8 protein-coding genes are annotated in these 6,586 nt (G+C 68.4%); all 8 read right to left on the bottom strand.

What is annotated here, in order from left to right; genetic code table 11:
- Positions 1-63: 63 nt before the first annotated feature.
- Positions 64-765, bottom strand: coding sequence for a protein TolQ (tolQ, locus tag VFL64_RS04155; protein ID WP_489539123.1), 702 nt, complete (start codon positions 763-765; stop codon positions 64-66).
- A complete protein-coding gene (gene ybgC, locus VFL64_RS04160; RefSeq protein ID WP_489539124.1) occupies positions 762-1,235 on the bottom strand; it encodes a tol-pal system-associated acyl-CoA thioesterase in 474 nt (157 codons plus the stop codon). Before ybgC ends, tolQ begins: the two co-directional genes overlap by 4 nt.
- A 65-nt stretch (positions 1,236-1,300) precedes the next feature.
- Positions 1,301-1,687: a TssQ family T6SS-associated lipoprotein gene (locus VFL64_RS04165; RefSeq protein ID WP_489539125.1), complete on the bottom strand. Its 387-nt coding sequence runs from the start codon at positions 1,685-1,687 to the stop codon at positions 1,301-1,303.
- Positions 1,684-3,309, bottom strand: coding sequence for a serine/threonine-protein kinase (locus tag VFL64_RS04170; RefSeq protein WP_489539126.1), 1,626 nt, complete (start codon positions 3,307-3,309; stop codon positions 1,684-1,686). The genes VFL64_RS04165 and VFL64_RS04170 overlap by 4 nt, the downstream gene beginning before the upstream one ends.
- A 148-nt stretch (positions 3,310-3,457) precedes the next feature.
- Complete coding sequence (locus VFL64_RS04175) at positions 3,458-4,642, bottom strand: pyridoxal phosphate-dependent aminotransferase (protein ID WP_489539127.1); 1,185 nt, start codon at positions 4,640-4,642, stop codon at positions 3,458-3,460.
- Between the two features lie 19 nt (positions 4,643-4,661).
- On the bottom strand, positions 4,662-5,168 hold the full coding sequence (gene nusB, locus VFL64_RS04180; RefSeq protein WP_489539128.1) for a transcription antitermination factor NusB: 507 nt from the start codon (positions 5,166-5,168) through the stop codon (positions 4,662-4,664).
- Positions 5,165-5,629 (bottom strand): 6,7-dimethyl-8-ribityllumazine synthase, encoded by a 465-nt coding sequence (ribH, locus tag VFL64_RS04185; protein ID WP_489539129.1) that lies wholly within the window; start codon positions 5,627-5,629, stop codon positions 5,165-5,167. The genes nusB and ribH overlap by 4 nt, the downstream gene beginning before the upstream one ends.
- Before the next feature lie 13 nt (positions 5,630-5,642).
- Positions 5,643-6,586: 3,4-dihydroxy-2-butanone-4-phosphate synthase (locus VFL64_RS04190; protein ID WP_489539130.1), on the bottom strand; the 944-nt coding region annotated here is incomplete at its 5' end.

Consider the following 6,586-nt stretch of genomic DNA (forward strand, 5'->3'; position numbering starts at 1 on the left):
GGGACCATGTTGATCTCGTTCAGGGCGCGGCGGCGCTGGCCTCGGTGGGCGACCTGGGGCATGTCAGTGTCCGGACGCGGTCGCTGTCGCCGTCTGGGCGCCCAGGTTGCGCTGGAGGATGTTGGAGAACTCCTCGATGAAGGTCTCCGACTGGATCGCGATGCGGTCGATGTCTCGCGCGAAGCGGTTGTAGGCGATGACCGCGGGAATGTCCGCGAACAGCCCGATGGCCGTGGCCACCAGCGCTTCGGCGATGCCCGGCGCCACCGTGGCCAGCGTCACCTGCTGAAGGTTCGACAGGCCGATGAAGGCGTGCATGATCCCCCACACCGTGCCGAACAGGCCCACGTAGGGCGACACCGAGCCCACGGTGGCCAGGAAGGAGAGGTGGGCCTCGACCACGTCGAGCTCGCGCTGGAAGCTCGCGCGCATGGCGCGGCGAGAACCGTCGAGCAGCATGCCCCCGTCGGCCACCCGGCGCTCGCGCATTTTCAGGAACTCGCGCATGCCCGAGGCGAAGATGCGCTCCATGGGGGCGCCCTCAACGCGCCGGCCGGCGTCGTTGTAGAGGTCGTTGAGGTTCTTGCCGGCCCAGAACTCGCGCTCGAACTCGTCGTTGACGGCGCGCACCTTCTTCAGGCCGAAGAGCTTGCCGAAGATCACCGTCCAGCTGGCCAGCGAGACCAGCAGCAGGCCGGCCATGACGATCTGCACCACGAAGCTCGCGTGCAGCACCAGGCTGACGATGGAAAAGTCTTGGTTCATTCAGCGTGTCCCTTGTTCTTCGGCGAAACCGTGGGTGAGAGGGCCAAACCCGGAACTTGTTCCGTCATGGCCTGCAGCAGATGTTCGGGGATGCGGCGCGGCCGGAAGCTCTGGGCGTCCACACAGCCGATGCGGATTTCGCCTTCGGCCAGCCGTTCGTCACCGCGCCAGGCGACCTGGGCGATGTTCATGCTGGCCTGGCCGGCGTGCTGCACGTCGACGGTGACAGTGAGCAGGTCGTCGAGCCGCGCCGGGCGCAGGTAGCGCACGGAGGTCTGCGACACGATGAAGATCGCGCCGGTGGTGGTGCGCAGTTCTTCCTGCGCGTAGCCGAACGAGCGCAGCCACTCGGTGCGGGCGCGCTCGAAGAACTTGAGGTAGTTGGCGTAGAAGACCACGCCGCCGGCGTCGGTGTCTTCCCAGTAGATGCGCAGGGTGTGCGCGAAGGTGTTGGGGCTGCGTGCGGTCATGTGCGCGAAACGGGCGGCGACGGTGCCGCCACCTCGCGCATTATCGCCGCGTGCTCAGCGCAGGTTCACTGCGCGCGCTTGTAGACCGGGCCCCACAGGGGGTGTCCCTGCTCCGACTTGCTCAGGGCGAAGTTCGGGTCGGACTTTTTGGCGGCGCGGAACTCCGCCTCGCATTCGACGACGCGGTTGCTCGTGCAGTAGACGAAGGCCAGGGTCTTGTGCGCGGCGGCCTGGTCGCGCGGCGAGACGAGGCCGGTCTGCAGGGCCAGGTTGAGCTGCTTCTCGGCTTCGACGTACTGCGCGTCGTCATAGGCGCGGATGCCGCTTTGCAGCGCGCGCTCGGCCGGGCGGGAGATCACGTCCATCAAGCCCACCGGCGCAGGCGGCGTGGCACAGCCGGCAACCATTGCTGTCAGAAAGGGAACCAGCGCAAACGCGTGAAGTGTTCTCATGATCCGAAGCGGTGTTTGAGGGAGACGGGTTGGCCGGGCACGATGTTCACGCTCGAACTGAAGGGCGGGAACTCGTCGTTGCGGATGGTGATGGTGTGGCGGCCCTCGGAGAGCGTGAGTTCGTTCAAAGGCGGTGCGATGCCCACCGCCTTGCCGTCGACCTCGACCTGCCCCCACGGGCTGACCGCGATGCGCAGCACGCCGGTGGACACCACGACGCCGGCGCCCGTGGCGGCCAGGCGGCTCTCGCGTTCGCGGGCCTCACGGGCACGGCGCTGCTTGGGGGTTTCGGCCAGCACGAGGGGCGCGGCGGCGGCTGCTTGCGCAACGCGTGCGGCTTCGGCGGCGGAGGCCGCTGCGGCCGCAGACGCCGCGGCGGCAGCGGACGCCGCGATCTCTGCCGGGGATGGGCCTGTTGCCACCACCACCGGTGCCACGGCCGATGCAGGCGGCGGCGCGATCTCGGCAGGTACGGCGCCTGCGTGTGCGGTCTCGCTGGCACTGTTGTGCGGCGCGAATGCCAGCCAGGCTGCGGCCGCCAGGAACACCGCGGCCACGGCGCCGAGGGCCCAGACGATGGGGCGCTTGGTGGCCTTCAGCGATTCTTCGGCCGCGTCGTTGCTTTCCTGGGCGTGCTCTTCGAGCCAGTGGCGCAACTCGCGCGACAGGGCGCGCGCCGAACGGTAGCGGTCTTCGGGGTTCTTCTCCATCGCCCGTGCGGCGATGTCGGACAAGGCCTTGGGCACGCTCGCGTCGACCTCATGCGCCTTGGGCGGGTCGAACTCGACCACCGCATCGGTGATCTCCTTCAGCGAGGTACCGCGGAACGGGCGCGTGCCGGTGAGCAGCTCGTAGAGCACCACGCCGAGCGAGAACACGTCGCAGCGACGATCCACCGGCTGGTGGCGCACCTGCTCGGGCGACATGTAGTACGGCGAGCCACCGGCTACGTCACCTTCGCCCTGCGCTTCGTGCTGGTGCGCGACGCGGGCGATGCCGAAGTCGAGCACGCGCGGCTGCGTGCGGCCGACCATGAAGATGTTGGCGGGCTTGATGTCGCGGTGGACCACGCCCTTGGAGTGCGCGTAGGCCAGTGCATCGGACACCCGCCGCACGATCAGCGCGGCCTGCGTGGGCGTGGGCTTCCAGCCTTCGAGGCGGAGCTGGCGCAGGTCACGGCCCTTGAGCAGCTCCATCGCGATGTAGGCACCTTGCTCGCTCACACCGGCGTCGAACACGGTGACGATGTGCGGGTGGCTCAAGCCGCCGGCGGCACGGGCCTCGTTCAGGAACAAGGCGTTGAACGACTCGCGCTCTTCGGCAGCGATCTCGAGGTTCAGGGTCTTGATGGCGATCAGGCGCGACAGCAGCGGGTCGTGCGCGGCATACACCCGGCCGAGGCCGCCTTCGCCGATCTGGTACTTGAGGGCATAGCGGCCGATGTGGCCGATGGTAGGCAGCTGGTCAGCGCCCTTGGCGGGCGGGCTGGCGTCGAACGTGGCGGCCGGCTGAGCGGGCAGGCCCATCTCCTCGGTGTCGCTCCAGGGGGCCGAGTCAGCCGGCGCAGGCAGGCTGTTCGGTCCGGGGAGCGACGGTTCGGGTTCTGGGGCGAGGCCGGACATGGAGGAACTTGGGTTCGTCATTCAGCGGGGCAGTAAGCAACCACCATCGTGCGAGCTTAGTCCAAGGAGGGTGCACGCAGGCACCAAAAAGCACCGCGTTCGCGCATTAGTAACACCCCGTCACGAAAGAGGGTGTGAGGTTTTGCACTCAGGAGACAAGTGCTTTGCGCAGGCGCTGCACCGACTCCTGCAGGCTGGCCATGGAGCTGGCGTACGAGAAGCGCACATAACGTTCGCCTGCATGGGGACCGAAGTCGCGGCCGGGAGTGATGGCCACGTGCGCGCGGTGCATCAGGTCGAAGGCGAAGTCCCAGCTGCTGGGCGAGTGAGCCGAGCAGTCGGCCCAGGCGTAGAAGGCGCCATCGGGCATCACCGGCACGTTGAGGCCGAGCTGGTTGAGCGCGGGCACGAGAAAGTCGCGCCGGGCCTTGAACTCCTGGCGGCGGCGTTCGTATTCGGCGATGGATTCGGGCTCGAAGCAGGCCAGTGCCGCATGCTGGGCCACGGCCGAAGCGCAGATGTAGAGGTTCTGCGCGAGCTTCTCCACCGGCGGCACCAGTTCGTCCGGGACCACCAGCCAGCCGAGGCGCCAGCCGGTCATGCTGAAGTACTTGGAGAAGCTGTTGATCGAGATGATGTCGTCGCCATGCGCCAAGGCGCTGTGGCCGAAGGCTTCGTCGAAGCTCAGGCCCAGGTAAATCTCGTCGACGAGGGTGAAGCCACCGCGTTGGCGCACGGCCTGGGCGATGCGGCCCATCTCGTCGTGCGCAATCGAGGTGCCGGTGGGGTTGGAGGGCGACGCCAGCAGCACGCCGCGCGTGCGTTCCGTCCACGCGGCCTCGACACCGGCGGCATCGAGCTGGAAGCGGTGTTCCGGTGGCGAAGGCAGCAGCACGGGCACGCCGTCGGCCGCGGCCACGAAGTGGCGGTTGCAGGCGTAGCTGGGGTCGGGCATCAGCACCTCGTCGCCACGGTCGACCAGCGCCAGGCAGGCGAGCTGCAGGGCGGCCGAGGCACCGGCGGTGATGACGATGCGGCGGGCCGGCACGTCCACGCCGAAACGCTCGCCGTACCAGCGGCTCAGTGCCTCGCGCAGGGCGGGCAGGCCGGTGGCGTGGGTGTACTGCGTGCGGCCCTGCGAGAGGCAGCGCAAGGCGGCCTCCTGCACCAGCGGCGGGGCCGTGAAGTCGGGCTCGCCGATGTTGAGGAAGATCATCGGCGTGCCGCCCTGCCGTGGGTCGCATGCCGGGCTGGCGGCGATCTCGGACGCCGCCTTGGCGCACTCCATGACATAGAAGGGCTCGATGTGGTCGAGCCTGTTCGCAAGCTTCATGGGGACCGCGCGAGGCAGATCAGCGGCGCGAAGCGCGGAAGGCCTCGACCTCCACCGGCCGCAGGTCGACCGCTGCCTTGTCGAGCACACCGTTCACGTACTTGTGGCCATCGGTGCCGCCGAAGCTCTTGGCGAGCTCCACGGCTTCGTTGATGGCCACCTTGTAGGGAATGTCGATGCAGTGCTTGAGCTCGTAGGTGCCGATCATCAGCACGCCGTGTTCCACCGGCGAGAGCTCGTTGGTCTTGCGGTCGACGTGGCGGGTGAGCACCGCGTCGATGTCGGCGGCTTCGGCGATGCAGCCGTGCAGCAGCGCATCGAAGTGCGCGCTGTCGCACTTGTCGAAGCCTTCCTGTTCGCGCACGTGGGCGTCGATCAGGCCGGGCTCGCCGCCCGAAAGCAGCCATTCGTACAGGCCCTGCACCGCGAACTCGCGCGAGCGGCGGCGCGAGGACTTCGGCTTCGCGGCCTTGTTGGTGGCTTTGCCCGGCGTCTTGGCGGCGGGCTTCTTGGGGGCGTCGGTCACGAAAGATCTTCCAGCAGGTTGGCCATCTCGACGGCCACGCGGGCGGCGTCGCGGCCCTTCTCTTCGGCGCGGGCCCAGGCCTGGGCTTCGTTCTCGACGGTCAGGATGGCATTGGCCACCGGCAGCTCATGGTCCAGCGACACGCGGCTCACGCCCGCACCGCTCTCGTTGGCGACCAGCTCGAAGTGGTAGGTCTCGCCGCGGATGATGCAGCCGAGCGCGATCAGCGCGTCGAAGCGGTCGCTTTGCGCCATGGCATTGAGTGCCACGGGCACTTCGAGTGCGCCGGGCACGGTCACGTGGGTGATGTACTTGGCCGAGACGCCCAGCGCCTCCAGCTCGGCGATGCACGATTGCGCGAGCTGCGTGGTGAGCTTCTCGTTGAAGCGCGCCTGGACGATGCCGATGCGCAGATCGGTGCCGTCCAACTCGGCGGCCTGGCCTTTGTCAGCGTCTTGCATGAACGAGTTTCCTTCAGTGTTCCGGGGCCACGAAGCCGGTGACTTCGAGGCTGTAGCCGGTCATGCTCGGCATGCGCCGCGGGCTGCCCAGCAGTTTCATCTTGGTGACGCCGAGCTCGCGCAGGATCTGCGCGCCGATGCCGTAGGTGCGCAGATCCATCTGGCCGCGCACCGGGGCGGTGTCGACCGGAGCACCCAGGCGCGCGAGCAGCGAGTTGCTGTCGTCGCCGCAGTTCATCAGCACGGCCACACCGCGGCCGGAGGCCTGCACGGCCTGCAAGGCCTTGGGCAGCGGCCACGAATGCCCGCAGGTGCCCACATCGAGCAGGTCCAGCACCGAGAGCGGCTCGTGCACGCGTACCAGCACCTCGTCGCCGGTGTGGATGTCGCCGTGGCTCAGGGCGAGGTGGACGCCGCCGGTGCGGTCGCGGAAGGTCGTGCAGTCGAACACGCCCTGGGCGGTGGTGAGCTTGCGGCTGCTCAGGCGTTCGATCAGGGTTTCGTTGCGGCTGCGGTAGCCGATGAGGTCGGCGATGGTGCCGATCTTGAGGCCATGTTCCTTGGCGAAGATCTCCAGATCGGGGAGACGGGCCATGGTGCCATCGTCCTTCATGATCTCGCAGATCACCGAGGCGGGGCTCAGGCCGGCCATGCCCGCCAGGTCGCAGCCAGCTTCGGTGTGGCCGGCGCGCATGAGCACGCCGCCGTCCTTGGCTTGCAGCGGGAAGATGTGGCCGGGCTGCACCAGGTCGCTGGCTTGCGCGTCGCGTGCCACCGCGGCCTGGATGGTGCGGGCGCGGTCGGCGGCCGAGATGCCGGTGGTGACGCCGATGCGCGCTTCGATGGAGACGGTGAAGGCCGTACCGTGCTGCGTGCCGTTGCGCGAGGCCATGGGCGGCAGGTGCAGGCGTTCGCAGCGCTCGCGGGTGAGGGTCAGGCAGATCAGGCCACGGCCGA

Source organism: Rhizobacter sp. (genome assembly GCF_035702065.1).
Taxonomy (GTDB): domain Bacteria; phylum Pseudomonadota; class Gammaproteobacteria; order Burkholderiales; family Burkholderiaceae_C; genus Rhizobacter.

Bases quoted from the DNA above. Each gene is read 5' to 3' on its own strand.
- tolQ (WP_489539123.1), bottom strand. From the start codon at position 765: ATGAACCAAGACTTTTCCATCGTCAGCCTGGTGCTGCACGCGAGCTTC.
- ybgC (WP_489539124.1), bottom strand. From the start codon at position 1,235: ATGACCGCACGCAGCCCCAACACCTTCGCGCACACCCTGCGCATCTAC.
- VFL64_RS04165 (WP_489539125.1), bottom strand. From the start codon at position 1,687: ATGAGAACACTTCACGCGTTTGCGCTGGTTCCCTTTCTGACAGCAATG.
- VFL64_RS04170 (WP_489539126.1), bottom strand. From the start codon at position 3,309: ATGTCCGGCCTCGCCCCAGAACCCGAACCGTCGCTCCCCGGACCGAAC.
- VFL64_RS04175 (WP_489539127.1), bottom strand. From the start codon at position 4,642: ATGAAGCTTGCGAACAGGCTCGACCACATCGAGCCCTTCTATGTCATG.
- ribH (WP_489539129.1), bottom strand. From the start codon at position 5,629: ATGCAAGACGCTGACAAAGGCCAGGCCGCCGAGTTGGACGGCACCGAT.